Here is a 26,139-nt window from a genome sequence, read left to right as displayed (position 1 = left end):
CCAACCTAGTTGTCACGGCCACCGCGGAGGCCACACGCTCTCCCACGCGTCGTCCCAGGCGTCCTGCGCGCCCTCGACCGCGTCGTCGACACCGTCGCGCACGCCCTCATAGGTGTCGACGACACCGTCGCGCACGCCCTCGTAGGTCTGCACCACCCCGTCACGCACGTCCTCGTAGGTCTCGACGACCGGCTCGACCACGTGGTGCTGCACCTCCTCGCCCGCCCAGTCGTAGAGGTAGTCGTGCGCGTCCTGGGTGCGGCCGCCGGTGTCGACGACGTCGTCGGAGTTGCCCGAGACGATGTCGGCCATGTTGGCGAGCGCGGGGTTGCCGTCGTCGAAGTAGTTGACGTGGTTCTGCATGAAGCCGGTGCTGACGAGCCCACCCGGCCCGTGGAACTCCTGGCCGTTGTCGACGCCGAAGACGTGGGCGCCGAAGTCGCTCTGCGCCGGGTCCTGGCCGAGGCCGAGACTGTCGTCCCACGAACCCGGGAGGAGGCCGTCCTCGCCGCCCAGCCACGAGACGGGGTCGTTGTCGGCGGCACCGACGAACACCTGGCCGGGCGGCATGTTGAGGTCGGAGGCGTGGTGGGCTCCCTCGCTGGCGCCCGGGCTGCCGATCAGGACCAGCGAGTCGGCGTCCATGCCGCCGACCGCAGCGTAGGACGACGTGGTGGATCCGTAGCTGTGGCCGATGACCGTCAGGTGCGGCTGGTCGCCCTCGGAGTGGGTGCTGTTGAGGCCGTCGACGAACTGCGAGAGCGCAAGTCCGCCGGCCTGCGCGTTGGCCTCGGTCACGGTGTGGCCCACGTCGCCGGCGGAGTCGCCGAGGTCCCACGGCCACATCGACTCGGGGTTGAAGTTGGGCGAGTCGTAGCCGATCCAGGCGATGGTCGACACGGAGCCCGGCCGGGGCGGGTCCTCGGCCAGCATGCTGTTGAGCGTCTCCTCGTAGAGGTTGAGCGCCTGCGCACCGTTCTCGTCGATCTGGGTGCCGTCCTGCATGATGCCGGGCACGTAGACCGCGGTGTGGTCGGCCGTGTCGGGGTCGCCGTAGGCCACCGCCGCGATGCCGTCGCCGCCGAAGGCGTGGGGCTGGTAGGCCATCACGAAGGCGTCGACGCCCAGGGCGGCGTACTGCGCCGAGGAGGCGTTGGCGACGGCCAGCTCGATCGACTGGGCGTTCTCCAGCCAGCGCTGCTCGGACGCGCTGAGGTCCTGTCCGGACGCCTGGAGGCCGAGGAGGTACTCGATGTCGCGCTGGACGGCGGAGGTGTTGGCCTCGTCGCGGTCGCCGGTCGGGACTCCGTTGGTGTTGCCGACCAGGTCGGGGTCGCTGATCATCAGGGCGTTGCGCTCGGCCTGGGACAGCCCGTTCCACCAGGCGTTGACCGCGTCGGTGTCGGTGCCGAGGCGGCGCAGCTCGGAGGCCAGGGCCCCGGTGTCGACGCGGGCGGGGTCGGCCGCGGCGGTGACGCCCTCCGCGAGCTCGTCGACGGCCGCGAGCGCGCGGACCGCCGCCTGCTCGTCGGCGTCGACCCGGTCGCGCCACGCGACGAGGTCCTGGTGGTAGGAGGTGAAGCGCTGCCGCAGCGCGGACGCCTCGGCCTGCAGGGCCTCGACCTGGTCCGCGGTGGCACCCTCGATGCGGGCGAGCAGTGCCTCCCGGTCGTCGTTGAGCCGTTGCCGGCGCTCCATCAGCTCGTCGTGCTCGGTGCGGCGCTGCCGCATCGCGGTCAGGAACGTGTCGATGGCCAGGGCGCCGCGCTCGAGGGCGGCGTGCACGACGTCGGTGTCGCCGGCGAACCGCGTGACCGCGTGGTCGGCGGCATCCGCGGCGTCACCCGCGAAGTCGTCGGGAGCACCGTTGGCCCGCGCCCAGTCAGCGACGTCGCTCACGGCGGTCGCAGCGGCGCGTACGTCGGTGAGCACCGCGCCCGACGACTCCTGAACCTCCAGCTCGGGCTCGCGCGGCAGCCAGGCCGGGACGGCGATCGTCGTCACGGGCCCACCGCCTCGACGGGCTGGGTGTCGCGGTCCTCCCACAGGAGGAGGCCCTGGGTGGCCTGGACGCTCTCCTGGTCGGTGAGCAGCAGGTCGTACATCGTCTGGGCGAGCGCGTCAGCGTGGCCGGACGCCCGGTCGCGGAGCGCGAGGACGCGCTGCTCCCACGTCGTGAGGAACGCGTCCGCCGCGCCCTGCACGGCCGGCCCGAGGAGCGCGGGGTCGGCCTGAGCGAGGTTCTTGCGCGGGCCGTCGAGGCCCTCGGACTGCTCCTCCCAGGCGGTGCGGGCCCGGGCGAGGGTCGCGGTCCACATCTGCAGCGTCATCACGCGACCTCCTGCACGGCGCGCACCTTGGCGGTCCGCAGGTCCAGGACCACCGAGTCGGGCCGGACGGTGGCGGCGCCCTCGAGCCCGCCGCGGCGGCGCGCGACGAGGCGGGGACGGTCGCCGGGCACGGGTCGTGCCTGCCAGCCGAGGCCGACCAGCGCGTGGCCGGTGGCGCGGAGGAGCGCGATGTTGCCACCGGTGGCGAGCGGGCCGACCACGGCGGTGCAGGAGTACCAGCTCTGCCCCCACTCGTCGGTGTGCCACCGCGCCTCGCGCACGACGGGTGCCGCCTCCGGGTCGGGGACGACCCGGGCGAGCAGGTCGTCGAGCGAGCGGTCGAGGGCGGCCGCCAGCCCGTCACGCTCGGCCGCGGTCAGCTCGGGTGCGACGGGGGCCGGCGCCTGCTGCGGCAGGACGACCACGTCGACCTCCGGGTGGCGCTCACGCAGGACACGGAGCATCGGGTCGGCCATCGCGGGGTCGGAGGAGGCCGGGTCGGTGGGCCGGTCGGGAGGGAACGCGTCTGTCGGAGGAGGCGTCATGACCTCCTTCCTTCCGCTGCGAGGGCCTCCTCAAACCCGGGAGGCCGCTCCTGTGGAAGGAGGTCGACGCAGGACGGGCGCAGGGTCAGCGCGGCGACACCCTCAGCACCCGGTCGCCGGTGCCGTTGTCGGTGGTGAGGAGGAGGTCGCCGTCGCGCGTGGACGTGACCGAGCGCAGCCGGCCCAGGCGGGCCAACCGCGCGGGCCGGACCACGGAGACGAGCTCGCCGGTGGCGTCGAACCGCATGAAGAGCACCTCCGAGCCCTTGAGCGCGGCCACCGCGAGCGTGCCCTCGAGCGGGCCCCACTGGGCGCCGCGGACCCAGGCCGCGCCGGACGTCGCGATGGTCGGGTCACCGGAGGACCAGGCCGCCTCCTGCTGCACACCGGGCAGCGACTGGTCGGTCATCGGGACGGACTCGTCGTAGCCCGGTCCCGGGTTCCAGCCGTAGTCGCCGCCGGCGACGAGCAGGTTGACCTCGTCGTCGCGGTAGCTGCCGTGCTCGACCGACCACAGCGAGCCGTCGTCGCGCTGCGCGAGCCCCTGCACGTTGCGGTGGCCGTAGGTCCACACGAAGCGGCGGGGCGACACGGCCGAGGCGAAGGGGTTGTCGGCCATCGGCGCACCCGTACGACGGTGCACGCGCAGCACCTTGCCGCCCAGCGAGTCCAGGTCGCGCGGGTTCGTGCTCACGGCGGCGTCGCCGGTGCCGACGAGGAGGCCGTCGCCCTCGCGCTCGAGCAGGAGACGGCAGCCGCCGTGGCGGCCGCTGCTCGCCGGGAGGCCGGCGAGCACGACCCGGCGCTGCGACAGCCGGCGCCAGGCCGCGTCGGCTCGCCAGCGCGTCACCCGGACCTCGTTGCGTCCGCCGGACCTCGCGCCGTGGCAGGCCCAGACGGTCCGGGAGCCGGCGTCGACGGCCAGCGACAGCAGCCCCGTCTCCCCGGAGACCCACACGAGGCGCGAGAGGTCAGCCAGGGTGCGCCGCTGGCCGTCGCGTACGACGCTGATCCGGGCGCGGTCGCGCTCGGAGACGAGCACCCGCCCGCCGGTCGCCTGCTGGACGTCCCAGGGGTGCTCGAGACCGCGGGCGACGGTGCGCACGCGGAGCCGAGGTGCCCGGGCGAGCGGACGGTCCGGTGCCGCCTGCACGGCCGTGGGCCGGGTCGGACCCGGGTCGGCGCCCGAGGGCGGCGGGCCGGTGAGCAGGCCGACGGCGAGGGCGGCGACGGACACGGACAGCGAGGTGGTGCGAAGAGGGGTGCGCACGTCCGGGACGCTACTGGGGCCCGCGCCCGATGGGAATGATCGGAGGGGTGGACGGGACTACCCGGACACTGGTCGGGCGAGCTGCACGCCCACCCGGGTCGTGGCGTAGCCGAGGCGGGTGTTGAGGGCGCGCATCGCGGCGTTGCCGTCCTGGGTCCAGGTGTAGACCTCGTCGATCCCGTGCTCGGCCGCCCACGCCAGGGCCCGCAGCTTGAGGTGGACCGCCAGGCCGCGCCCTCGCCAGTCCCGGCGCACGGCCGTGAGCCCGTTCTCGGCCCGGGTCGGCTGGTCGGGGTCGCGGCCCAGGCCCGCGCAGCCCACGACCTCCCCGTCGTCGAGCGCGAGGAACATCGGGTCGGCCAGCCAGTCGCGTGCCCAGCGCTCCGGGCTGACGTCGAGGGGTGTGTCCACGGCGAAGTCGGACAGCGCCTCGAGTCCGAACCGCTCGTACGACGCCTCCCACAGCCCGGGTCGCTCCTGCGCCGTCACCACCTCGACGCCGTCCGGGGCGGGAGCCTGCAGGACGGGCCCGGCGATGCGGTAGGTCTGCTCGACCTCACGGTTGACCTCCTCGAACCCGAAGCGGTGCGCGAAGGCGAGCGCACCGTCGTCATCGGCCCCGGCGCGGAGCACGGGCAGGCCCAGGTCGGCGACGTGCTGGGTGAGCCGCTCGAGCAGCGCCGTACCGATGCCTTGACGGCGATGGGCCTCGAGCACGCGCGGGATCACCGAGCCACCGCCGGCGAGGTCCGAGCGCTGCGCGAGGCCGTGGCCGACCACCACACCGTCGACCCGGGCGAGGAGCAGGAGCCGGTCCGGGGTGTCGCCCTCCCGCAGCTCGGCGAGGGACTGCGTGCGCTCGTAGGGCAGGACCGCGATGCGGACCTGTCGCCACGCCTCGTGGTCGGCGTCGCTGACGCAGCGGGTGATCTCGAGCTCGGGCATCCCTGCACGGTAGGCGCGCGCCCCGCGGCCCGTCGCGAGGTTTTCCGCGACCCGGGTCGCCGGACCGCCGTGTCCGCGCCGTTCCCTAGAGTGAGGACGTGGACTTCTACTCCGCCTACGCGCAGGGCTTCGCCCGCATCGCCGCCGTGACCCTGCCGGTGCACCTCGCCAATCCCGCCGCCAACGCCGCCGCCGTCATCGAGCAGGCCCGCGCCTGCCACGACGACCACGTCGCCGTCGCGGTGTTCCCCGAGCTGTGCCTGACCGGCTACTCCGTCGACGACCTCTTCCTCCAGGACACGCTGCTCGAGGCGGTGCAGGAGGCGATTGCCGAGATCGTGGAGGCCAGTGCCGACCTGATGACCGCCCTCGTCGTCGGTGCGCCGCTCGTGCAGGGCAACCGCGTCTACAACTGCGCGGTGGTCGTGCACCGCGGGTCCGTCCTGGGCGTCGCCCCGAAGTCCTACCTCCCCAACTACCGCGAGTTCTACGAGCGCCGCTGGTTCGCCCCCGGCGACGACCGCGAGCTCGAGTGGATCACCGTCGCCGGCCAGGACGTGCGCTTCGGCCCGGACCTGATCTTCCGGTGCCTCGACGTGCCGGGCCTCGACCTGCACGTCGAGGTCTGCGAGGACCTGTGGGTGCCCGTGCCGCCCAGCGCCGAGGCCGCGCTCGCCGGCGCGACGGTGCTGGTCAACCTGAGCGGGTCGCCGATCACGGTCGCCCGCGCCGAGGACCGTCGGCTGCTGGTGCGCAGTGCCAGCTCGCGGTGCGCGGCGGCGTACGTCTATGCCGCGGCGGGCCAGGGCGAGTCCACCACCGACCTCAGCTGGGACGGCCAGACGATGGTCTACGAGTGCGGCTCGCTGCTCGGCGAGAGCGAACGCTTCCCCGACGGGCCGCGCCGCACCGTGGTCGACGTCGACCTCGACCTCGTGCGCCAGGAGCGGCTGCGGCAGGTCACGTTCGACGACAACCGGCGCACGCACGCCGAGCGCGTCCAGCGCTTCCGCGACGTCGAGTGGGAGCTCGACCCGCCGGCCGGCGACATCGGGCTGCTGCGCAAGGTGGACCGCTATCCCTTCGTCCCCGACGACCCCGAGCGCCTCGCGCTCGACTGCTACGAGGCCTACAACATCCAGGTGTCCGGCCTCGAGCAGCGGCTGAGCTCCATCGGCTCGCCCCAGGCCGTCATCGGCGTCAGCGGCGGCCTCGACTCCACCCACGCGCTGATCGTGGCGTGCAAGGCGATGGACCGGCTCGGACGCCCGCGCAGCGACGTGCTCGCGTTCACCATGCCGGGCTTCGCGACCGGGTCGACCACCAAGGCGTACGCCACCCGGCTCTCCGAGGCGCTCGGCGTGACCTTCGAGGAGATCGACATCCGCCCGGCGGCCGAGCAGATGCTGGCCGACCTCGGCCACGCGTACTCCCGCGGCGAGAAGCTCTACGACGTCACCTTCGAGAACGTGCAGGCCGGGCTCCGCTACGACTACCTCTTCCGCCTGGCCAACCAGCGCGGCGGCATCGTCGTCGGCACCGGTGACCTCTCCGAGCTCGCCCTCGGCTGGTGCACGTACGGCGTGGGCGACCAGATGTCGCACTACACGGTCAACGCGGGGGTCCCCAAGACCCTGGTGCAGCACCTGATCCGCTGGGTGATCAGCCACGGGGAGTTCGGCGCCGAGACCAACGAGGTGCTGCGCGAGATCCTGGCGCAGGAGATCACGCCCGAGCTCATCCCGATCGAGGAGGGCAAGAAGCCGCAGGCGACCGAGGACTCGGTCGGCCCCTACAACCTGCAGGACTTCACGCTCGCGCTCGTCGTGCGCCACGGCTTCCGCCCCCGCAAGATCGCCTTCCTCGCCTGGCACGCGTGGAAGGACATCGACGCGGGGGAGTGGCCGCCCGGCTTCCCGGCCGACGCGCGGGTCGCCTACCAGCTCGAGGACATCCGCAGCTGGCTCGAGGTCTTCGTCAAGCGCTTCTTCGCCAACCAGTTCAAGCGGTCGGCGCTGCCCAACGGCCCGAAGGTCAGCCCGAGCGGCACGATGAGCCCGCGCGGCGACTGGCGGATGCCCAGCGACGCCAAGGGCACCGCGTGGCTGGCCGAGATCGAGCGGGACGTGCCGGTCGCCTGACGCAGCGGTGCGGGAGTCACCTTCTCGCCGCCCGAAAGGTGGCTCACCCACCGCTCGGAGGTCGTACGCCGCACCGGCGGTGAGTGACGCAGTTTTCTTGCACGCAGAACCTGCCTCACTCACCGCTCCGGAGGTCGTGCGCCGCACCGCCGGTGAGTGACGCAGCTTTCTTGCCCGCAGAACCTGCCTCACTCACCGCTCGGAGGTCGTACGCCGCACCGGCGGTGAGTGACGCTGCTTTCCTGCCCGCAGAACCTGCCTCACCCACCGCTCCAGCAGCCTTTGCGTGCCCTTAGCACCGGGCTGGAGCGGGGTTAGCCGCTCCTGCACGAGCCTTCCTGTCATGACGCCGAGCGGCGTCGGACGAGGAGGAGGAATCGTGCAGAAGAAGGCAGTCATCGGCGGTGCGGCCGCAGCAGCGGTCGTGGTCGGTCTCGGAGCCTGGTGGGCGGTCGACAGCCAGGTCGAGGCCCAGACGTCGGAGCGCGGCACGTGCGGCGGCGCCACCTGGGAGCTCAGCGCCGAGGCCGAGGACGACGGCACCGAGGTGAGCGCCGAGCTGCAGTCCGCCGGCCCCGGCGAGGAGTGGGACATCGAGCTGTCCCGCGACGACGCGTCGCTGCTGGCCGGCTCCCGCACCACGGACGAGGACGGCGAGATCGACGTCGACGCCTACAGCTCGGGCACCCCCGGCGACGCCACCTGGACCGTCACCTTCACCCCCGCCGAGGGCGAGGCCTGCACGGCCACCCTCGGCGCCTGAGCTGCCTGAGCACTGACCCCAGCTCCACCCACCCCAGATCCACCCCACCCGAGGAGAACAGCCATGAACAAGACCCTGATCGCCGGCGCCGCCCTGGCCGCCACCGCAGCAGCAGGCACCACCGTCCTGGTCGCCGCCCCCGCCAGCGCCGACGTGGAGCGCCGCGGCACCTGCGCCGGCGCGACGTTCGAGCTCAACGTCGACCGCGAGCGCGGTGGCTTCGAGGTCGACGCCGACATCGACCGCGCCCGTGCGGGCAGCGAGTGGCGGGTGGCGATCCGCCACGACGGCAAGGTCGCGACGTCCCGGGTGCTGACGGCGGACGACGAGGGCGAGCTCGACCTCGACCTCGACACCTTCCGTCGCAACACCGCGGGCTCGGACACGTTCACGCTGTCGGTCACCCCGACCGGTGGCTCGACGTGCTCGGTCAAGGTCACCCTCCGCTGAGCCGCCCCGACGGGCCGGAGCCTGGGTCAGGCCGTCCGCAACGTGACGGCGACCCGGGCTCCGCCCATGTCGGAGGCACCGGCGCCGAGGGCGCCACCCGAGTCCTCGGCGGTGCGGGCGGCGATCGAGAGCCCCAGGCCGGTCGAGCCCGCGCCGCTCTCCCCGCGCCCGGTGACGTCGAGCCCGGCGGGCAGGCCGGGGCCGGCATCGTCCACGACCAGCTCGAGCCCGTCGTCCGACGCGGCCAGCGTGATGCGTACGGCGGCGTCGTCGGGCGTGTGGGAGAAGACGTTGTCGAGCAGCACGTCGACCAGCGCCTCCAGGTCGGCGCGGCTGGCCCGCAGCAGCGGTCCCGAGGTGGCGAGGTCGGTCGTCCAGGGACGGCCCTGGTCCTCGGCCAGCGGTTCCCAGTGGCGTACGCGCTCGGTGACCACCGCGACCGCGTCGGTGCGCGGGTCGAGCCCCTCGCGCTCGGAGCGCCGGGCCTCGCGGACGATCTCGTCGACGGTGGCCTGGAGCGAGTCGAGGTCCGACCCGAGGCGCTCGCGCAGGTCGTCGTCGGCGACCGTCTCCACCCGCAGCCGCAGCGCCGTCACCGGGGTGCGGAGCCGGTGGGAGAGGTCTGCCACGTTCTCCCGCTCACGGGCCAGGAGCAGCTGGATCCGGCCGACCAGCCGGTCGACCGCGCCCGCGAGCTCGCGCACCTCGGCCGGGCCCTCGACCGAGGCGAGCGGCTGGACGGCGCCCGAGCGGCCCAGCGTCTGGGTGTGGTCGGCGAGGCGGCGGATGGGCTGCACGAACGACCGACCGAGCCGGTCCACGACGACCAGGGAGCCGGCGAGCAGCGTCAGGCCGAGGACCGCCAGGAGGCCCCATGCGAGGCCGACGACGGACGTGAGGCCGGGCTCGGCGACGACCACCCGGATGACCGGGGTCAGCGAGGGGAGGGCCGAGTTGCCGCCGCGCGACACCGGCACGAGGATCTGCGAGCCGCCGGCGACGTCGTCCACCCGGGCGCGGCCGGTGTTGCGGGCGTCGAGGACCTTGTCGTCCTCGGACGGGTCCGGGCCGATGCCCACGCCGTCGGGGTAGAGCACCGTGACCTGGCGGTCCTCGTCGTCGCGGTTGAGCTTGTCGACGTACTGCCCGACGATGCCCTCGTCCTGGCCCGACACGACCGTCTCGACCGCCTGCACCTCCAGCGCGGCCCGCGCGAGCCGGTCCTCGAGGGCATAGCTGCGGACCAGGATCGCCATCGGCACGAGCATGGCGAGCAGCACCATCGAGATCGCCGCGGCGGCGGTGACGAGGAGGCTGCGGCGCACCTCAGCCGTCCTCGTCGGGGGCGGCGAGGCGTACGCCGACCCCGCGCACCGTGGTCAGGTAGCGCGGTGCCGCCGCCGTCTCGCCGAGCTTGCGGCGCAGCCACGACAGGTGGACGTCGACGGTCTTGTCGGACCCGCCCCACGGCTGGCGCCACACCTCGACGAGGAGGTCGCGCTTGGTCACCACCTCGCCGGGGCGCTCCGCCAGGTGGGCGAGCAGGTCGAACTCGCGCGGGGTGAGGTCGACCTCCTGTCCGTCGAGGTGGACGCGCCGCCCGGCGAGGTCGACGGACAGGCCGCCGACGGTGATGCTCGTCGGTCGCCGGCGTCCGGACTCCACGCGCCGCAGGACGGCTCGGATGCGGGCGTCGAGCTGCGCGCTGGTGAACGGCTTGACGACGTAGTCGTCGGCGCCCGCGTCCAGCGCGCCCACGAGCGACGGGTCGTCGGCCCTGGCGCTGGCGATGATGACCGGCACGGCGCTGACGGCCCTGAGCATGGACAGGACCTGGGTGCCGTCGACGTCGGGCAACCCGAGGTCGAGCACCACCAGGTCGGGGCTGCTGTCGACCGCGAGCTGGAGGCCCGTCATGCCGGTGGGCGCGGAGGTCACGGTGTGGCCGCAGTCGCGCAGGCCCCGCACCAGCAACGGCCGGATCCGGTCGTCGTCCTCGATGATCAGCACCTCCGCCACGCCGCGACCGTACCGCCCGACCGGGTCCGCGCCACCCCTCCGGCACGGGCCTTAGCGCTCCCTTAACCGGCGCCTCACCTCGCGCTGACCTCGCAGCGGGCACGATGGACCGGTGAGACGTCGGATGCTGCTCGTGGGCCTGTGGGCCGTCACGACCACCGTCGCCGTGCTCGTCGGCGTCCTCGCGGTGTCGACCGTCGGCGCGACCATCCGCGACCGCGGGCCGGTGGGCGACGAGGTGATGCGCGACGACTCCGTCGCGCCGCCGTCCTCGCCGCCCGCGGGGGCGCCGCGGGTCCGCGACGAGATCGCCGGTGAGTGGGGCGCCTTCGTCGTCGAGTGCCGCGACACCTGGGCGTACGGCGTCGGCGTCCGTCCCGACGAGGCGGCCGGGTGGGACGTCGTCAGCTGGGAGAAGGGCCCGGACGACGACGTGGACGCGGTCTTCAGCGACGGTAGCCGGTCGGTGGACCTCGAGGTGTTCTGCAACCGGGGTCGGCCCACGCTCGCCGAGCTCGAGCGCAACACCCTCGGCGCCGACGACTGAGCCGTACACGAAAATCAGGTGCAACCTCGCCGCGCGGTGTGGCGTCCTGAGGGGGACACCATCCCGAACGGAAGCAGAGAGATGACCATCCGCACCACCCTGATCGGCACGGCCCTCACGGCCGTCGCCCTCCTCGCCACCACCCTGCCGACCGCCGCGACCGCAGGCCCCGCCGAGTCCGCCCGGTCGGACCAGCGGGCCGCCGCGGCGCGCACCCAGCTGACCTTCACCGTCGACGACTGCGAGGGCTGCGAGATCCAGCTCAGCAACGCCCGCAGCACCCTCGACGCCGACGTCGTGCACGTCTGGAGCTCACGGACGCGCACGGTCCGCGACGGGTCCGTCACCTTCGACATCCCCACCAAGCGCACCTGGGGGATGTCGGTGGCGGTGAAGGCGCCGTGGGAGGGCTTCACCGGCTATCGCACCACCGTGGCCTTCCGCTACGACGGCGAGCGCGTCGGCGACGCCGTCACCCTCGAGGAGGCGGTGAAGAAGCGTCGGGCGTCCGCGTGCTGGGAGGGCGTACGCCGTCCTGACGTGACGGTCCCGCTCGTCGTCGAGGAGGTCGAGGTGGACGGCGCGCGGAAGCGCGTCCCGGGCAGCATCGCGTTCGTGCCCACCACCGAGAGCTGGATCGGCGAGATGCGCGAGGTCGTCGACGGCGTGCTCGGCTCGCAGGACGTCAACATCTGCCGGTGACCGACGGTCGTACGACTCCCGCCGGCGCTGCTCCACCACGGTATGCGGGCCGATGGGCACCTCCCTGGGTCGACTGACCGAGGGACGTGCCCATCCGGCGCCATCCCGTGATGGACGCTCACCGGGCAGGGCGTCACTCGATGCGGATCCCCACACCGGGCCCGACGTCGGCGCCGGTGAGGTAGAAGACCGTCAGGACCGCCACCCAGGAGATCCAGAACGGCACCACGAACGGGATCATCCGGGAGATGACGGTGCCGAGCCCCGCCTCGGGCTCGTAGCGCTTGAGCATCACCAGGAAGATCCAGATGTAGGGGTTCATCGGCGTGATGACCTGCGTGGCGGAGTCGCCCACCCGGAACGCCGCCTGCACGAAGCCCGGCTCGTAGCCGAGGAGCGCGAAGAGGGGCACGAACACGGCCCCCATCAGCGTCCACATCGACGAGCCGCTGACGATGAACAGGTTGAGCACCGAGGCCAGCAGGATGAAGCCGATGATCGCGGGGTAGCCCGTGAGGCCGATCGACTCCAGCCCGTTGGCGCCGGTGACGGCGAGCGCGGAGCCGACGTTGCTCCAGTTGAAGAGGGCGATGAACTGGCCGAGCATGAAGGCCAGGACGATGAACGCCGCCATGTCCTTGATGCCGAGGGCCATCACCTTCGGCACGTCGGCGGCACGGCGCAGCGAGCCGCTCACGAAGCCGTACGCCAGGGCCGGTCCCAGGAACAGCACGAACACGACGAAGACGGTCGAGTCGAGCAGCGGTGACTCCGGCAGGAAGTTGCCGTCCTCGTTGCGCCACGGCGAGCCCCCCGGCAGGACCGCGGCCAGGATCAGGGCCGACAACGCGAGGAAGACCAGTCCGGCGATGCGCAGGCCGCGCCGCTCGGCGGGCTCGAGGTCGGGGGAGAGATCGGTGGGCGCGGCCCGCAGGGCCGGGGCCACGTCCTCGTCCTCCGCAGTGCCCGGCTCGAGGGTCGCCTCGTCCTCGGCCGCCACCATGTCGGTGGGGGCGCCCTCGCGCACCAGCCGGGGCTCGACGAGCCGGTCGATCACGATGCCGGCGACCAGTGCGAGCACGAGCGCGGAGACGATGTTGAAGTAGAGGTTGGAGACCGGGGTGACCGTCGCGCCCGCGTCCGGCAGGCCTTCCGTCACCGCGTTGGTGATGCCGGCGAAGAGGGCGTCGAGGCTGGTCACCACGACCGAGGTGGAGTAGCCGGCGCCGACCGCGGCGAAGCCGCCCACCAGGCCGGCGAGCGGGTGCCGGCCGGCGGCCTTGAAGACCATCGCGGCCAGGGGCGGCACGACGATGAAGGCGGCGTCGGCCATCACCGACGCGCTCACCCCGACGAACCCGACGGCGTAGGGCAGCAGCCACCGCGGCGCGGACCCGAGGCTCGCGCGGATCGCGGCCGACAGCAGGCCCGAGCGCTCGGCCACCGTGACCGCCAGCAGGATCGTCACGACGGTGACGAGCGGCGGGAAGCCGATGAAGTTGGCACCGAGGTTGACCGTGAGCCAGGCCAGCCCCTCACCGGTGAAGAGCCCGCGCACCGCGGTCTCCTCGTCGGTGCCCGGGATGGTCACCGCGGTGCCCGCGAGCTGCAGGACGGTCGAGATGACCCCCACCACCAGGAAGAGGCCGAGGAACAGCAGGAACGGGTCCGGCAGCCGGTTGCCGACCCGCTCGACGGCGGCGAGGGCCCGGTCCGTGCGCGACATCGTCGTGGTGGTCATCGCTCACCCCCTGCGGGTGCGGCCGAGGTGGGGCCGAAGTAGGACGGGACGTCGACCGGCCCGCCGGCCGCCTCGAAGTCGTCCGCGGCGGTGCGGCGCAGCTCGGGGTCGCTCAGCCAGTCGGCGCTGACGGCGGCGAGCGCCCACGCCGAGTCGAGCACCACCTGGTCGGCCTCGGCGCTGACCGCGGCCTCGGCGAACTCGCGGGTGTGCAGCGACAGGTCCGCGTCGGTGATCCGGACCATCGCGTGCACACCGGGCATGCGGTAGGAGACGTTGCCGAAGTCGGTGGACCCGGCGAACATCCGCGGCACCACCTCCGGCGGCAGGACCGTACGTCCCCGCTCGCCGTAGCGGGTCGTCCACGCGGCGGCCAGGGGGCCGTTGCCGCGCACGGGCAGGTAGGCCGGCGCCTCGTCCCATGCCAGCGTGACGCCGCAGCCGGTCATCAGCGCCGCGCCGCGGGCGATGTCGGCGAGGCGGTCGCTGAGCACGGCCAGGCCCTCCGGGTGCTCGCTGCGGAGGTAGAAGAGCATCTCGGCGTGCTCGGGGATGACGTTGGGCCGCTCGCCGCCCGCGGTCACCACGCCGTGCACCCGGTCGGTGGGCGGCATCTGCTGGCGGTGCAGCCCGACGCCGGTGTACATCAGGTTCACCGCGTCGAGCGCGTTGCGGCCCATGAAGGGCTGGGCGGAGGCGTGGGACGTGACGCCGGTGAAGGTGGCCCGCAGCTGGCGGCGGCCCAGGAAGAGCGGGTCGGCGATGTCGTAGGTGAAGGGGTGCACCATCAGCGCCGCGTCGACACCGTCGAAGGCGCCGTGGCCGGCCATGATCTCCTTGCCGCCGCCGCCCTCCTCGGCGGGCGTGCCGAGCCAGACGACGCGCCCCGGCAGCCGGTCGCCGACCGCGGCGAGGGCCAGGAACGCGCCCAGCCCGGCGGTGGCGATGACGTTGTGCCCGCACCCGTGGCCGATGCCCGGCAGCGCGTCGTACTCCGACAGCACAGCGATCGTCGGCCCTCCGGGGTCGCCGGTCTCCGCCCGGAGCGCGGTCGGCAGCCCGTGCGCCTCGCGCACCACCTCGATGCCGCGGCCCTCGACGAGGTCGGCCAGCGCGGCGGCCGAGCGGTGCTCCTCGAACGACACCTCGGGGTGCTCGGAGAGGTCGTGGCTGGCCGCCAGCAGCACCGGTCCCAGGTCGTCGACGGCGTCGCGGAGCGCCGCGAGCAGGTCGGGGTCGGCGCCAGCGGTGGTGGCCCCCGGGGCGTGGGCCGATCGGGCGCGGCGCCGGGTCTCCTCGGCGAGGTGGGCGACGAGGAAGTCGTCGGGGACCGTCGGCGTGGAGAGGTCGCGGCGAGTGGCGCCGGAGTGGGGGTCGGACTGGTCCTGGGGGTGGCTCATCGAGCAGCGTCCCTTTCCCGTGGTGAGCGGGCCCGAGTCGGGCGGCTGGTCTCGCGACGCTAGCACCGACCGCTCCTCGGCCTGCCGCGCGTGGGGCACCGGCCGTCCCCCTAGGCTGCAGCCATGGGCAAGCAAGAGGACTTCGTACTCCGCGCGCTCGAGGAGCGTGACGTCCGGTTCGTCCGGCTGTGGTTCACCGACGTGCTCGGCTTCCTCAAGAGCGTGAGCGTGGCGCCGGCCGAGCTCGAGAACGCCTTCGAGGAGGGCATCGGGTTCGACGGCTCGGCCATCGAGGGCTTCGCCCGCGTCTACGAGTCCGACATGCTCGCGCACCCCGACGCCTCGACGTTCCAGATCCTGCCCTGGCGCACGGGGGACGACGGCGGCCCGGCGACGGCCCGGATGTTCTGCGACATCGTGATGCCCGACGGCAGCCCGTCGTACGCCGACCCGCGCCACGTCCTCAAGCGCACGCTGGGCCGGGCGGCCGACCAGGGGTTCACGTTCTACACGCACCCCGAGATCGAGTTCTACCTGTTCAAGAACGCGCCCGGGAAGGGCGACGAGCCCGAGCCGGTCGACCGCAGCGGCTTCTTCGACCACACCGCCCAGTCGCGGGGCGCGGACTTCCGCCGCGAGGCGATCACGATGCTCGAGGCGATGGGCATCTCGGTGGAGTTCAGCCACCACGAGGGCGGACCCGGCCAGCAGGAGATCGACCTGCGCTACGCCGACGCGCTGACGACCGCCGACAACATCATGACCTTCCGCACCGTGATCCGTGAGGTCGCGCTGGGCCAGGACATCTGGGCCTCCTTCATGCCCAAGCCGTTCACCACGCACCCCGGGTCGGGCATGCACACGCACGTGTCGCTCTTCGAGGGCGACCGCAACGCCTTCTTCGAGGCCGGTGCGCAGTACCAGCTGTCGAAGACGGGCCGGCAGTTCATCGCCGGGATCCTGCGCCACGCGAGCGAGATCAGCGTGGTCACCAACCAGTGGGTGAACTCCTACAAGCGCCTGCTCGGCGGCGGCGAGGCCCCCTCGTCGATCTGCTGGGGCCACAACAACCGCTCGGCGATGATCCGCGTGCCGATGTACAAGCCCAACAAGGGCCAGTCGACGCGCATCGAGCTGCGCACGGTCGACCCTGCGTGCAACCCCTACCTCGCCTTCGCGGTCGTCCTGGCGGCCGGCATGCGGGGGATCGAGGAGGGCTACGAGCTGCCGCGCGAGGCCGAGGACGACGTGTGGTCGCTGACCGAGCGCGAGCGCAAGGCGCTCGGCATCGCACCGCTGCCCAAGAGCCTGTCGGACGCCATCGACGTGGCCGAGAGCTCCGAGCTGCTCGCGGAGACGCTCGGCGAGCACGTCTTCGACTACTTCCTGCGCAACAAGCGCGCCGAGTGGGAGGAGTACCGCACACAGGTCTCCGCCTACGAGCGCGACCGGATGCTCCCGGTCCTCTGAGCCCCGGTGCGGAGCAGAGCGGCGGGTCGGGTGGCGTGTCGGGTGGTGGACCGGTGGTGAGCTCGCCCGGGACGTACGTCCGCCTCGGCTTCGTCGACGGCGCCGCCGCCGCGCGGGGCATCGAGCGCCTCGGCGCCGCCGGCAAGCCGCTCACCGACAAGCTCGCGGCGACCGCGGACCCGGACGCCGCGCTCGACGGGCTGCTCCGGCTCGCCGACGCGCTGGACGAGGCCGACGAGGGCGCGGGCGCCGCGATGCTCGCCGAGGTCGCCGACGACGAGGGCACCGCGATGCGGCTGTGCTGCGTCCTGGGCGCCAGCGCCGCCCTGACCCAGCACCTGGTGCGCCACCCGGGGCACTGGCGTGAGCTCACCGATCCGACGCTCGGCACCACCCGCCCGGCGGCGTACGCCGTCCGCGAGGCGATGCTGGCCGCCGTCGGCGCCGACCCGCGGGCCACCGAGCCGGTCGCCGCCCTGCCGGACGCGGAGGCCGTCGACGTCCTGCGGGTGGAGTACCGCCGGGTCCTGCTGCGGCTGGCCTCCCGCGACCTGGCCCACCACGTGGGCATCGACGACGCGGCGGCCGAGATCTCCGACCTGGCCGCGGCGACCCTCGAGGCGGCCCTGGCGGTCGCGCGGGCGCGGGTCGGCGAGACCGCGCACGACGTACGGCTCGCCGTGGTCGCGATGGGCAAGTGCGGGGGCCACGAGCTCAACTACATCTCCGACGTGGACGTGGTCTTCGTCCACGAGCCGGCCGAGCTGGGGACGGGGGAGCGGGCCGACGAGGGCGTCGCGCTGCGGGCCGGGACCCAGCTGGCCTCGCACCTGATGCGGATCTGCTCCGACCACACTCGCGAGGGCACCATCTGGCCGGTGGACGCCAACCTGCGTCCGGAGGGCAGCCAGGGCCCGCTCGTGCGGACCCTCGCGAGCCACCGCGGCTACTACGAGAAGTGGGCCAAGACCTGGGAGTTCCAGGCCCTGCTCAAGGCGCGTCCGGTCGCCGGCGACGTCGCGCTGGGGCAGGCCTACCTCGAGGTCATCGAGCCGTTGGTGTGGCGCGCCGCCGAGCGCGACGGGTTCGTCACCGAGGTGCAGGCGATGCGCCGCCGCGTCGTCGACCACATCCCCGCCCACGAGGCCGAGCGCCAGCTCAAGCTCGGCTCCGGCGGCCTGCGCGACGTCGAGTTCGCCGTGCAGCTGCTGCAGCTCGTCCACGGCCGGGCCGACCCGTCGCTGCGGGAGGGCGCCACCCTCAGCGCGCTGACCCGGCTCACCGAGGGCGGCTACGTCGGCCGTGAGGACGGCGAGAGGCTCCACGAGGCCTACTCCTTCCTCCGCACGCTGGAGCACCGGATCCAGCTGCACCAGCTCCGGCGCACCCACGTGCTGCCCGACGACGAGGCGTCGCTGCGTCGGCTCGGCCGGTCCCTCGGGCTGTTCTCCGAGCCGGCCGTCCAGCTCGACAAGCTGTGGCGCTACCACCGCCGCGAGGTCCGCCGGCTGCACGAGAAGCTGTTCTACCGGCCGCTGCTCGGTGCCGTCGCCAAGCTGCCCGGCACCGAGGCGCGCCTCTCGCTGGAGGCGGCCGGGGCCCGGCTCTCCGCGCTCGGGTACGCCGACCCGCGGGCGGCGCTGCGCCACCTCGAGGCGCTCACCAGCGGGGTGTCCCGCACCTCTGACATCCAGCGGACCCTACTGCCGGTGCTGCTCGAGTGGTTCGCCGACTCGCCCGACCCCGACGCCGGGCTGTTCGGCTTCCGGCGCATCAGCGAGAGCCTCGGCCGCTCGCCGTGGTACCTCACGATGCTTCGCGACGAGGGCGAGGTCGCGCAGCGCCTCGCCCACCTGCTCGGCACGTCGCGCTACGCCACCGACCTGCTGGAGCGCGAGCCGCAGGGCGTGAAGATGCTCGGGGAGTCGCTCGAGCCGCTGAGCGCCGAGGCGGCCCTCACGGAGATGCAGGCTCTCGTCGAGCGCGCCGGGTCCGCGGAGGCGGCGGTCGGCGCCGTGCGGGCCGTACGCCGTCGCGAGCTGCTGCGCATCGCCAGCGGGGAGCTCCTCGCCGGCACCGACGTGGCGGTGGTGGGGCGGGGCCTGAGCCGGCTGACCGACGCGACGCTGCAGGCCACCCTCGACGTCGCGACCGAGTCGGTGCGCCGCCAGCGCGGGCTGGAGGCCGCGCCGACCCGGATCGCGGTCGTGGCGATGGGGCGCTACGGCGGCTTCGAGCTGTCCTACGGCAGCGACGCCGACGTCATGTTCGTGCACGAGCCGGTCGCCGGCGTGGAGGCGCAGGTCGCCACGTCGTTCGCGCAGGCGGTCGTCTCCGAGCTGCGCAGGCTGCTGTCGCTGCCGGCCAGCGACCCGCCGCTGGAGGTCGACGCCGACCTGCGCCCCGAGGGCCGGAACGGGCCGATGGTGCGCACGGTGGAGTCGTACGCCGCCTACTACGCCAAGTGGTCGCACGTGTGGGAGTTCCAGGCCCTGCTGCGGGCGGACCCGGTGGCGGGCGACGAAGGCCTGCGCCGGCGCTTCACCGAGCTCATCGACCCGTTGCGGTTCCCGGCCGAGGGCATCTCGGAGGCCGACGTGGTCGAGGTGCGCCGGATCAAGGCGCGCGTCGACGACGAGCGCCTGCCCCGGGGTGCCGACCGCCAGACGCACCTCAAGCTGGGCCGCGGCGGCCTCGCCGACGTGGAGTGGACGGTGCAGCTGCTCCAGATGCGCCACGCCGGGACGGTCGAGGGGCTGCGGACGCCGCAGACGCTGCCGGCGCTGGCGGCCGCCGCGGAGGCGGGGCTGGTCGCCGGGGAGGACGCCGGGACGCTGGCCGAGGCCTGGCGCCTGGTCAGCCGGGTGCGCAACGCGGTGACGCTGGTGCGGGGCAAGCCGTCGGACCAGCTTCCCCGCGACGCGCGGGAGCGCGCCGCCGTCGCCCGCGTGCTCGGCTACCCGCCCGGCTCCTCCGACGAGATGGTCAACGACTACCTGCGGGCCACGCGGCGTGCCCACGCCGTGGTGGAGCGGATCTTCTGGGAGTGAACCGCTCCGCTTCATCTGGCCGAAGATAAGGTATGTTCTTCACATGGCAGCGATGAACCCTGAGGCTTCAGTGACGGTCATCGGCGACCTCGTGGGCTCGCGTCTGCGCGCCGACCGCGCCGCCGTGCACGCGCGCTTCGAGCGGGCGATCGACGCCCTCAACACCGAGTACGCGCCGCCGGTGCCGCTGCGCATCGGCCTCGGCGACGAGTTCCAGGGGATCTTCGACACCCTCGGTGCCGCGATCGGGGCGACCCTCCGGCTGCGGATGGCGCTGCTGCCCGACGTCGACGTGCGGCAGGGCATCGGCTCGGGACGGGTGCTCGTCCTCTCGGCCGAGCCCCGCGTGGAGGACGGCCCCGGCTGGTGGGCCGCACGCGCCGCGATCGAGACCGTGGAGTCGTACGAGCGCAAGGCCCCGCTGCGCGCGGTGCGGACGGCGTACGTCGCGGCGGACGACGAGCCGGGCCCCTCGCCGGGCCTCGTCAACGCCGCCCTGATGGCACGGGACCAGGTCGTCACCGGCCTGTCGGAGCGGTCGGTGTCGGTGCTCGATGGTCTGATGAGGGGGAAGCGGCAGCAGGACATCGCCGACGAGCTGGGCATCAGCCCCTCAGCGGTCTCACAGCGGGTCCGCGCCGAGGGGATCGGCGTGGTCCTGGCGGCAGACGAGCTGCTGCGGGACCTGTGAGAGGAGGACGGCGACGATGAGCTGGCTCGGGATGCTGCTGATCGGCTTCGCCGTCACCGACCTCACCCACTCCGTGCGCAAGGTCCGCCACCTCCCCGAGTGCGTCGGTGCGCTGGTCGCCCTCGTGGTGGGGCTGCTCGCCGGCCTCACCTCACCGCGCGACGTGCTGGCGCTCTTCGCGGTGGTCGCGGCGGTGCTCGTCTGGGGCCAGACGGTGACGTGGGGGTTCGGCCGCCACGGCTCGGCCTGGCTGCCGCTCGCGGTCTTCCTGCTGTCGCTCACCGTCGCCGTCGCCTGCTCCGGCCTGGCGCCGGAGTCCGCGGGGTTGATCGACCGGTGGCTGGACTCGGTCGCGCTCCCCGCGCTCGACGGGCTCTCGGCCGACCGCTTCCTGTTGCTGCTCGGTGCCTTCGGCATCCAGCTGTCCACCGGCAACGTGCTGGTGCGGCTGGTGCTCAAGTCGACCGGGACCATCCACCCCCTCGCCGACGGCACCATGCCGCGCACCCGGCTCAAGGGCGGCCGGCTCCTCGGTCCCCTCGAGCGGCTGTTCGTCCTCGCGCTGGCGCTCGGCGGGCAGGTGACGGCCGCGAGCGTGGTCGTGGCGGCCAAGGGACTGCTGCGCTTCCCGGAGCTGTCCTCGCGCCGCGACCAGGAGCGCATCCACCAGATGACCGAGTACTTCCTGCTCGGCTCGTTCGTGTCCTGGCTCGTCGCGCTGGGGTCCTTCGTCCTGCTCTCCTGAGCGTCAGCCTCTGCCGACCGGGCACTTCCTGCCCGTCCGCCCCGCCGACCGGGCACTTCCTGCCGCATGACGGGCACGAAGTGCCCGGTCGGCGTCCGGGACGGGCACGAAGTGCCCGGTCACGTCAGAGGCGCAGCACGCGGCCGGCCACCACCAGGTGGACCTCGTCGCAGGCGGCGGCGACGCGCTGGTTGACCGTGCCGAGCAGGTCGCGGAACAGCCGTCCCGACCGGTGCTCGGGCACCACCCCGAGGCCGACCTCGTTGGTGACGAGCACGACGTCCTGCTCGGTGGCGCGCAGCGCGTCGGTGAGCTCGTCGGTCCGGGCCACCACCAGGGCGAGGACGGCGTCCCCGTCCTGCTCCCACGCGTCGGCGGCGTCGACGACCGCGGTGAGCCAGGTGCCGAGGCAGTCGACGAGCACGGGCGCCTCGGCGTCGCGGACGGCGGCGGCGAGGTCCTGGGTCTCGAGCGTCGACCACGACGCGGGGCGCCGATCGCGGTGTGCCGCGACCCGGGCGGCCCAGTCCGGGTCCGCGTCGGCCTCCGGCGTCGGCCCGGCCGCCACGTAGGTGGCCGGCTCGTCACCGATGAGCCCCTCGGCGTGGGTGGACTTGCCGGACCGTACGCCGCCGGTGACCAGGATCCGCATGGCGCAGATCTTGGCAGAGGGGTCGCGGATCGAGGCACGAGGAGGGGGTACGGGACGCCATGACCGACTCAGCTGACACCGCACCGACCACCTCGCCGAACGCCGCGCTCGAGGGCCGCCCGCTCGCCGTCGTCACCGGCGCGTCGAGCGGCATCGGCCTCGAGCTCGCCCGCCAGTTCCTCGAGAACGGCTTCGACCTCGTCGTCTCCGCGGAGGACGACGAGCTCGCCGCCGCGGCGGCGACCCTGCGCGCCGAGGGCGAGGGCAGCGTCGAGCCCGTCCGCGTCGACCTCCGCCGGGCGGAGGGCGTCGAGGAGCTCTACGCCGCCATCCGGCGCGACGGCCGACCCCTCGCGGCGATCGCCCTCAACGCCGGCGTCGGCCAGGGCGGGGCGTTCGTCGACAACGACCTCGACGACGAGCTCTCCATCATCGACCTCAACATCACCTCGACCGTCCGGCTCGCCAAGCTGGTGCTGCGCGACATGGTCGCCGCCGACGCGGGTCGGGTGCTGGTGACGTCGTCGATCGCCTCGACGATGCCCGGCTCCTTCCAGGCGGTCTACAACGCCTCCAAGTCGTTCCTGCAGTCCTTCACCGAGGCCCTGCAGAACGAGCTCAAGGACACCAACGTGACCCTGACGTCGCTGATGCCCGGCCCCACGGAGACCGAGTTCTTCGAGCGGGCCGACATGGCCGAGGACACCAAGGTCGGCACCTCGAAGAAGGACGACCCCGCGCAGGTGGCACGTCAGGGCTTCGAGGCGCTCATGGCCGGCAAGGACCGCGTGGTCGGCGGCGGCGTCGCGACCAAGGCTCAGGAGGCGGCGGCGAAGGTGATGCCCGACAAGCTCAAGGCGGCGATGCACCGCCAGATGGCCGAGCCCGGCTCGGGCGACTGACCGGCCGGCGGTCAGGTCGTCGCCGCGGCGAGCACCAGCACGGCGAGGGAGGCCTCGACGGCCGCCCCGAGCACGTCGCCGGTGACCCCGCCGAGGCGTCGTACGCACCGCAGCAGGAGGGCGCCCACCACCGCCACCATGGCGAGGAGCCCCGCCAGCGCGTGCCAGGGCGAGCCGAGGCCGTGACCGGCGAGCGCCACGGCCCCGGCGGCCACCACCAGGACGGCGGCGGCGCCGACCACCGGCACGGCGCCGATGTAGGTCGAGCCCAGGCCGCCGGCCCGCGCTGCCGGCACGCCACGGACGCAGGCCACGACGAGGCACGCGCGGGACGCGCAGACGAGGAGGCCGACGACCCACCAGCCCTGCTCGTCGCCGACCACCGCGCTGAGCCCGGCCGCCTGGAGCCCGGCCACGAGGACGACCGCCACGACGCCGGCCGGTCCGACCGGCCCGGTGCGCATCACCTCGAGCGACCGCTCGGGGGAGTAGGACGCGGTGAGGCCGTCGGCGGTGTCCGCGAGGCCGTCCCAGTGCAGCGCCCGGGTGCCGAGCGCCAGGGTTAGCAGCACGGCGTACGCCGTCGCGAGCGGCGGCAGCCCGACCGCGCCGCCGACGAGCACCACGAGCGCCGCGGCCAGGCCGAGGGGCACGACGGCGAGCGGCGCGAGGACCATCGCCAGCCCGGCGACGGTCCGGTCGACCGTGGTGGGCGGCGGCACCCGCACCGCCGTCAGGGTGCCGGTGGCCAGCAGCCAGGCGTCGCGGACGGTCACGGCATGATGTCGGACAGCAGCGCCACGTCGCGCAGGACCGCGATCCCCGACCGCAGGACGGGCAGCGCGGCCACCGCCCCGGACCCCTCGCCGAGGCGCATGCCGAGGTCGAGGAGCGGCTCGAGGCCGAGCGACGTGAGCGCGTGCGCCTGGGCGGGCTCGGTGGAACGGTGACCCGCCACCCACCAGGCCGACGCGCCCGGCGCGAGGGCCTCGGCCACGACGGCGCACGCCACGGACATCAGCCCGTCGAGCACGACCGGGACCCCGGCGGTCGAGGCCTCGACCAGGAAGCCCGTGGTGGCGGCGAGGTCGGCGCTGCCCAGCGCGGTGAGCAGCTCGACCGGGTCGGCGGCGCGACCGCCCACGCGGGTCAGCGCCTCGGCGACCACGTCGCGCTTGCGCGCCCAGCCGGCGTCGTCGACGCCGGTCCCGCGCCCGGTGACCTCGTCGGCGGGCAGGCCGAGCACGGCCGCGACGAGGGCCGCGGCGGGGGTGGTGTTGCCGATCCCCAGGTCGCCGGTCATCAGCACCTCGGCACCGTCCTCGACCAGCTCGCGTGCGACCTCCGCGCCGAGCGCCAGGGACTGCTCGGCCTCCGCGCGGGTGAGGGCGTCGGTCAGGTGGATCGGCCCCGAGCCGCGGCGCACCTTGCGGGCCCCCACCTCGGCCGGCAGGTCCGCCAGGTCGGCGTCGACGGCGATGTCGAGCACGGTCACCACCACGCCGTGCTCGCGGGCCAGGGCGGACACCCCGGCCCGGCCGGCGACGATCGTGCGCACCATCGCCTCGGTGACCGCCGGCGGGTAGGCCGAGACGCCGTGCGCCGCGACGCCGTGGTCGCCGGCGAAGACGACCAGCCGCACGTCGCTCAGCGGTCGTGGGGGCACCTCGCCCTGGACGGCGGCCAGCCAGGCGCCCACCTCGCCGACGCGCCCCAGCGCGCCCGCGGGTGTCGCCAACCCGGCGAGGCGCTCGCGCGCCCGGGCGGCGACCTCGGGGGAGGGCGGGGGGACGGGGCGCGGGTGCGGGCTCTGGTCGTGGCTCTGGTTCTGGTCCATGTCGCGCAGCAGCCTAGTGACGCGTGCCCGTGCCCGACCTGCCAGTCTTGCCGCGTGACCGGCCACTCCGTGCTGCAGCTGCCGGTGCCGGCGCTGGAGCCGTGGGTGCGCGCGCGCACCGCCCACTACGACGTGGGCTTCGTCTCGGCCGACCCCCGGTTCTCCCACGCGCACATCACCGCGCTGGCGCCCTTCCGGCACGCGCCGACGCCGGACGACCTCGCCACGGTCGCGGTCGTCGCCTCCACGACCGCGCCGATGGCCGTGCGGCTGGCCGACCTGGCGCAGTTCCCCAACGGGATCATCCACCTGCGGCCGGACCCCGACGCGGGCCTGCGCGAGCTGACCGCACGGCTGGTGGCCGCCTTCCCCGACTGCCCGCCGTACGGCGGTGAGCACGGCGAGGACGTGCGGCCGCACCTGACCGTCGATGCCGCGTCGACCCACGTCGACCTCGCCTCGACCGCCGCGCTGCTCGGCGACGTCGTACCGGTCACGGTCGTCCTCGACCGGCTGCAGCTCGCCTGGTGGGAGTCGGGGCGCTGCCACGTCGCGCACGAGTGGCGGCTGGGCGCGGCCTGAGGCGGCTGTGGCAGGATCAGGACATGGCTGCTTGGGCACATCTGGAGATCACCGTCGACGACCAGGGCAACGTGGAGGTCGGCGGCTACAACGCCGATCCCGAGGCGCTCGTCGAGGGCACCGAGTCGTGGGAGGACCTGCTGTCCACCCTCGGCGTCAACGGCTGGGAGCTCGTGCAGGTGATCCCCGGCGCGGAGACGACCTACTGGTTCAAGCGCCAGGCCTGACCGGCGCGTGAGCGACGACGTCCTCGCCCGCTTCCGGGCGGCGTCGGCCTCGGCGGACTGGGTGTTCGGTCGGGCTCCGTCGACGCCGGCCGCGATGTTCCGCGACCTCGCGGCCTTCGCCGAGGAGCACGCGGTCGAGTGGGACCGCTACGGCGAGCGCGGTGGCGTCGCCCGCCTCGAGGGCGAGGTCGCCGAGCTGCTCGACAAGCCCGCTGCGGTGATGTTCCCCAGCGGCGTGATGGCCCAGCAGGCGACGCTGCGCTCCTGGTGCGACCGCACGGGCTCGCGCCGCGTGGCCCTGCCCGACCTCTCCCACCTCGTGCACCACGAGCAGGACGGCCCCCGCCGGGTGCTCGGCCTGGAGCTGGAGTGGCTCACCACAGGACGCGAGACCCCGACGGCCGCGTCGCTCGGAGCGATCGGCGGCCGGCTCGGTGCCGCGATGGTCGAGCTGCCCCTGCGCGACGCCGGCTGCCTGCTGCCCGCGTGGGACGACCTCGTCGCGCTGTCCGCCGCGGCGCGGGAGCGGGGCGTGCCGCTGCACGCCGACGGCGCCCGGATCTGGGAGTCCGTGGCGCACTGGGACCGCAGCCTCGCCGAGGCGGCCGGCCTGTTCGACTCGATGTACGTCTCGCTCTACAAGGGCCTCGGCGGGTCGAGCGGCGCGCTGGTGGTGTGCGGGGAGGACCTCGCCGGCGAGCTGCGCTCGTGGCGGGCGCGGATGGGCGGCACGATCTTCTCGATGACGGCCGCGGCCGTCGGCGGCCTGCGCGGGCTGCGCGAGCACCACGCCGGGTTCGGTGCCAACCGGTCATGGGCGATCGAGCTCGCCGGCGCGCTGCGCGAGCACGGCCTGCGCTCGTTCCCCGAGGTGCCCCACATCGCGACCTTCCTCGTCTACGCCCCCGGGACCGCCGACGCGGTCAACGAGCGCGTGATCGCCTGCGCGGAGGAGCGGGGCGTCGTGCCGTCGGGCCTGTGGCGCGCGGCCGACGTGCCGGGCTGGGCCGAGACCGAGCTGACCTGCTACGAGCCCGCCCTGGCCCGCGATCCTTCGGAGGTGGCCCGGATGCTGGCCGAGGTCGTCCTGGGGCCGTCGGCGGCTTCAGAGACCTGAGGTGCGTGGCCTA

Annotated in this window: 25 protein-coding genes; 13 read left to right on the top strand and 12 right to left on the bottom strand. The window is 73.9% G+C overall.

What is annotated here, in order from left to right; translation table 11 throughout:
* Window positions 1-12: 12 nt before the first annotated feature.
* The 5 genes from HN031_RS22410 to HN031_RS18380 form a co-directional block, all read right to left on the bottom strand.
* On the bottom strand, window positions 13-2,004 hold the full coding sequence (locus HN031_RS22410) for an alpha/beta hydrolase (RefSeq protein WP_172273545.1): 1,992 nt from the start codon (window positions 2,002-2,004) through the stop codon (window positions 13-15).
* Window positions 2,001-2,333: a hypothetical protein gene (locus tag HN031_RS18395; protein ID WP_172273542.1), complete on the bottom strand. Its 333-nt coding sequence runs from the start codon at window positions 2,331-2,333 to the stop codon at window positions 2,001-2,003. The genes HN031_RS22410 and HN031_RS18395 overlap by 4 nt, the downstream gene beginning before the upstream one ends.
* Window positions 2,330-2,875 carry a hypothetical protein gene (locus HN031_RS18390; RefSeq protein ID WP_172273539.1) on the bottom strand — a complete coding sequence of 182 codons (546 nt, stop codon included), beginning with the start codon at window positions 2,873-2,875 and terminating at the stop codon, window positions 2,330-2,332. The genes HN031_RS18395 and HN031_RS18390 overlap by 4 nt, the downstream gene beginning before the upstream one ends.
* A gap of 85 nt (window positions 2,876-2,960) precedes the next feature.
* Window positions 2,961-4,145, bottom strand: a complete 1,185-nt coding sequence (locus HN031_RS18385) for a PQQ-dependent sugar dehydrogenase (RefSeq protein WP_172273536.1) — start codon at window positions 4,143-4,145, stop codon at window positions 2,961-2,963.
* A gap of 57 nt (window positions 4,146-4,202) precedes the next feature.
* Entirely contained in the window at window positions 4,203-5,090 is an 888-nt protein-coding gene (locus HN031_RS18380) for a GNAT family N-acetyltransferase (protein WP_172273533.1), read from the bottom strand.
* Between the two features lie 98 nt (window positions 5,091-5,188).
* On the opposite strand from HN031_RS18380, the gene HN031_RS18375 reads away from it, so the two are divergent.
* The 3 genes from HN031_RS18375 (at window position 5,189) to HN031_RS18365 (ending at window position 8,444) form a co-directional block, all read left to right on the top strand.
* Window positions 5,189-7,231, top strand: a complete 2,043-nt coding sequence (locus HN031_RS18375; RefSeq protein WP_172273531.1) for an NAD(+) synthase — start codon at window positions 5,189-5,191, stop codon at window positions 7,229-7,231.
* 379 nt (window positions 7,232-7,610) lie between these two features.
* Window positions 7,611-7,994 (top strand): hypothetical protein, encoded by a 384-nt coding sequence (locus HN031_RS18370; protein ID WP_172273529.1) that lies wholly within the window; start codon window positions 7,611-7,613, stop codon window positions 7,992-7,994.
* Between the two features lie 63 nt (window positions 7,995-8,057).
* Window positions 8,058-8,444, top strand: a complete 387-nt coding sequence (locus HN031_RS18365; protein WP_172273527.1) for a hypothetical protein — start codon at window positions 8,058-8,060, stop codon at window positions 8,442-8,444.
* Window positions 8,445-8,470: 26 nt separating this feature from the next.
* On the opposite strand, the gene HN031_RS18360 is transcribed toward HN031_RS18365, so the two are convergent.
* Together HN031_RS18360 and HN031_RS18355 are read right to left on the bottom strand one after the other, a co-directional pair.
* Entirely contained in the window at window positions 8,471-9,769 is a 1,299-nt protein-coding gene (locus HN031_RS18360) for a HAMP domain-containing sensor histidine kinase (protein ID WP_172273525.1), read from the bottom strand.
* 1 nt (window position 9,770) lies between these two features.
* On the bottom strand, window positions 9,771-10,463 hold the full coding sequence (locus HN031_RS18355; protein WP_172273523.1) for a response regulator transcription factor: 693 nt from the start codon (window positions 10,461-10,463) through the stop codon (window positions 9,771-9,773).
* 112 nt (window positions 10,464-10,575) lie between these two features.
* Here HN031_RS18355 and HN031_RS18350 point away from each other — a divergent pair, with 112 nt between their 5' ends.
* Both HN031_RS18350 and HN031_RS18345 read left to right on the top strand, forming a co-directional pair.
* Window positions 10,576-11,010: a hypothetical protein gene (locus HN031_RS18350; RefSeq protein ID WP_172273521.1), complete on the top strand. Its 435-nt coding sequence runs from the start codon at window positions 10,576-10,578 to the stop codon at window positions 11,008-11,010.
* 81 nt (window positions 11,011-11,091) lie between these two features.
* Window positions 11,092-11,712: a hypothetical protein gene (locus tag HN031_RS18345; protein WP_172273519.1), complete on the top strand. Its 621-nt coding sequence runs from the start codon at window positions 11,092-11,094 to the stop codon at window positions 11,710-11,712.
* Window positions 11,713-11,845: 133 nt separating this feature from the next.
* Here HN031_RS18345 and HN031_RS18340 read toward each other — a convergent pair whose 3' ends face one another.
* A complete protein-coding gene (locus tag HN031_RS18340) occupies window positions 11,846-13,453 on the bottom strand; it encodes an AbgT family transporter (protein WP_172273516.1) in 1,608 nt (535 codons plus the stop codon).
* Window positions 13,450-14,853: a M20 family metallopeptidase gene (locus tag HN031_RS18335; protein ID WP_172273513.1), complete on the bottom strand. Its 1,404-nt coding sequence runs from the start codon at window positions 14,851-14,853 to the stop codon at window positions 13,450-13,452. Before HN031_RS18335 ends, HN031_RS18340 begins: the two co-directional genes overlap by 4 nt.
* Window positions 14,854-14,976: 123 nt before the next feature.
* On the opposite strand from HN031_RS18335, the gene glnA reads away from it, so the two are divergent.
* The 4 genes from glnA to HN031_RS18315 are packed head-to-tail and all read left to right on the top strand — an operon-like array spanning window position 14,977 to window position 20,809.
* Window positions 14,977-16,323: a type I glutamate--ammonia ligase gene (gene glnA, locus HN031_RS18330; RefSeq protein ID WP_172273510.1), complete on the top strand. Its 1,347-nt coding sequence runs from the start codon at window positions 14,977-14,979 to the stop codon at window positions 16,321-16,323.
* Window positions 16,324-16,379: 56 nt separating this feature from the next.
* Window positions 16,380-19,373, top strand: coding sequence for a bifunctional [glutamine synthetase] adenylyltransferase/[glutamine synthetase]-adenylyl-L-tyrosine phosphorylase (locus tag HN031_RS18325; protein WP_172273507.1), 2,994 nt, complete (start codon window positions 16,380-16,382; stop codon window positions 19,371-19,373).
* A 43-nt stretch (window positions 19,374-19,416) separates the two neighbouring features.
* Window positions 19,417-20,064, top strand: coding sequence for a SatD family protein (locus tag HN031_RS18320; RefSeq protein WP_253943495.1), 648 nt, complete (start codon window positions 19,417-19,419; stop codon window positions 20,062-20,064).
* 16 nt (window positions 20,065-20,080) lie between these two features.
* Window positions 20,081-20,809 (top strand): hypothetical protein, encoded by a 729-nt coding sequence (locus HN031_RS18315; protein ID WP_172273504.1) that lies wholly within the window; start codon window positions 20,081-20,083, stop codon window positions 20,807-20,809.
* A 124-nt stretch (window positions 20,810-20,933) separates the two neighbouring features.
* Here the strand turns inward: HN031_RS18315 and cobU are convergent, their stop codons facing one another.
* Window positions 20,934-21,461, bottom strand: a complete 528-nt coding sequence (cobU, locus tag HN031_RS18310; RefSeq protein WP_172273501.1) for a bifunctional adenosylcobinamide kinase/adenosylcobinamide-phosphate guanylyltransferase — start codon at window positions 21,459-21,461, stop codon at window positions 20,934-20,936.
* Window positions 21,462-21,520: 59 nt separating this feature from the next.
* Between cobU and HN031_RS18305 the strand changes: the two genes are divergently transcribed.
* The gene (locus tag HN031_RS18305) at window positions 21,521-22,363 is read left to right on the top strand and encodes an SDR family oxidoreductase (protein WP_172273498.1); all 843 of its coding nucleotides are present in this window, start codon (window positions 21,521-21,523) and stop codon (window positions 22,361-22,363) included.
* 11 nt (window positions 22,364-22,374) lie between these two features.
* Here HN031_RS18305 and HN031_RS18300 read toward each other — a convergent pair whose 3' ends face one another.
* Complete coding sequence (locus tag HN031_RS18300) at window positions 22,375-23,139, bottom strand: adenosylcobinamide-GDP ribazoletransferase (RefSeq protein WP_172273495.1); 765 nt, start codon at window positions 23,137-23,139, stop codon at window positions 22,375-22,377.
* Window positions 23,136-24,200: a nicotinate-nucleotide--dimethylbenzimidazole phosphoribosyltransferase gene (gene cobT / locus HN031_RS18295; RefSeq protein ID WP_172273492.1), complete on the bottom strand. Its 1,065-nt coding sequence runs from the start codon at window positions 24,198-24,200 to the stop codon at window positions 23,136-23,138. Before cobT ends, HN031_RS18300 begins: the two co-directional genes overlap by 4 nt.
* A 54-nt stretch (window positions 24,201-24,254) precedes the next feature.
* Between cobT and HN031_RS18290 the strand changes: the two genes are divergently transcribed.
* The 3 genes from HN031_RS18290 to HN031_RS18280 are packed head-to-tail and all read left to right on the top strand — an operon-like array spanning window position 24,255 to window position 26,126.
* Window positions 24,255-24,782 (top strand): 2'-5' RNA ligase family protein, encoded by a 528-nt coding sequence (locus tag HN031_RS18290; protein ID WP_172273489.1) that lies wholly within the window; start codon window positions 24,255-24,257, stop codon window positions 24,780-24,782.
* 23 nt (window positions 24,783-24,805) lie between these two features.
* Window positions 24,806-25,009 carry a hypothetical protein gene (locus HN031_RS18285; protein WP_172273486.1) on the top strand — a complete coding sequence of 68 codons (204 nt, stop codon included), beginning with the start codon at window positions 24,806-24,808 and terminating at the stop codon, window positions 25,007-25,009.
* Window positions 25,010-25,016: 7 nt separating this feature from the next.
* Window positions 25,017-26,126: a beta-eliminating lyase-related protein gene (locus HN031_RS18280; protein WP_172273483.1), complete on the top strand. Its 1,110-nt coding sequence runs from the start codon at window positions 25,017-25,019 to the stop codon at window positions 26,124-26,126.
* Window positions 26,127-26,139: the final 13 nt, after the last annotated feature.

The sequence above is a fragment of the Nocardioides sp. zg-1308 genome, from assembly GCF_013155375.1.
Taxonomy (GTDB): Bacteria; Actinomycetota; Actinomycetes; order Propionibacteriales; family Nocardioidaceae; genus Nocardioides; species Nocardioides renjunii.
Note: the sequence above shows the minus strand (reverse complement) of the source record. Positions and strands in the feature narration are given on the sequence as shown.